Annotated in this window: 1 protein-coding gene and 1 pseudogene; one reads left to right on the top strand and one right to left on the bottom strand. The window is 72.3% G+C overall.

What is annotated here, in order from left to right; translation table 11 throughout:
- Positions 1-195 (top strand): annotated as a pseudogene (locus tag ACWEBX_RS40985) (PepSY domain-containing protein); the annotation flags it as partial.
- A 102-nt stretch (positions 196-297) separates the two neighbouring features.
- Here the strand turns inward: ACWEBX_RS40985 and ACWEBX_RS40980 are convergent.
- Positions 298-1,253 (bottom strand): hypothetical protein (locus tag ACWEBX_RS40980; protein ID WP_451889759.1); only part of this gene is annotated, 956 nt, incomplete at its 5' end.

The following is a 1,253-nucleotide window of genomic DNA, read 5'->3' as shown; positions in this document are numbered from 1 at the left end:
GGCGCCCCGCCGGCCCGCGGTGCCTGGCGCGGAATGCCGTACGGGGTCCTGGTGCCCGGCGTCCTGGCCGTCATCGCGCTCGGCTGGGCGTTCCCCCTCTTCGGCCTGCCTCTGGCCGCGTTCCTGGCCGCCGACCTCATCGTGGGTGCCGTGAGCCGCCGCCGGCCGACGACCGAGCCCGACTCCGCCGGCTGACCTCACCACAGCTCCGGAGAAAGGCACTTGGCGGGACCGCATCACCAAGCGGTCCCGCCGACAGTCGAGTTGCCCGCCGGGACCATGGAGTGGTGTGTGACCTCAGGAAGCCGCCGCAACCCCCGCGGTGTCCCAGGCCCTCTCGAACTCGGCGACCGGATACGGCGTCCGCTTGCTCTCGGTGAGCAGACGCCGGGCGAACTCCCCCATGGCCACGGCGGCTCGGGCGTTCCGGTCGATGATCCCGGCGATCTCGCGCGGTATGCCCTCGGGACGCCGTCCCGCGATCCATGCGCGCAGGAACGCCTCGTACTCCGTGTCGTCGTCCGGGCCCGCGGGCAGGTGATGGCGCAGCAGATGGCGCGCGGCGTGGCAGCGGTCGTAGAGGCGGTGGGCGGAGAGGAACTCCGCCTCGGCCGCCGTCAGTTCGAAGCGGGAGCTCAGCGCGAGTCCGAAGTCCGCAAAGTACAGCCGCCGGCCGTCGGTCAGGACATTGGCGAAGTGGGCGTCGAAATGGACGAATCCGTGCGAGGTCATGAAGGCGGTGCCGCGCGCCAGTGCTTCCTCCGCCCACCGGAACGGCGAGCCGTCCCCGCCGTCCGCCGCGGCGGTCCGGTGATCGTGCAGCCAGTCGGCGAGTGTCCGCGGGATGTGTTCCAGGAAGAGGACCAGACTGGCCGAGGACGCCCCGATGGCCTCCAGGCGCTCCCGCACGGCCGACGAGCCCTCCCAGTGTTCGACGGCCCCGTCGATGCCCCCGAGCGCGTCGGCGAACCCCTCGGGAGGCGAGTCGGGCAGCACGCGCCAGTGGTACATCAGCGGGAATCCCTCGTACGCGTTCCCGAGAACCCAGTTGGTGGTCATGACGTGCGCGGCCAGCTCGCGCCAGGCGCCGAACCCCGCCGACCCCACCCCGTACTGGTAGAACATCGGCAACCCGAAGAGGTTCGCTGTCGACCGCGCGCCCGGCATCGCGGTGGCGGACGCGCTGGGCTGGGCGCTGCACCGCGCCGGGAACGACCAGGAGGCGCTCGGCTTCGCCGTGCGGGCCACGGACA

The sequence above is a fragment of the Streptomyces sp. NPDC005070 genome (assembly GCF_053600395.1).
Note: the sequence above shows the minus strand (reverse complement) of the source record. Positions and strands in the feature narration are given on the sequence as shown.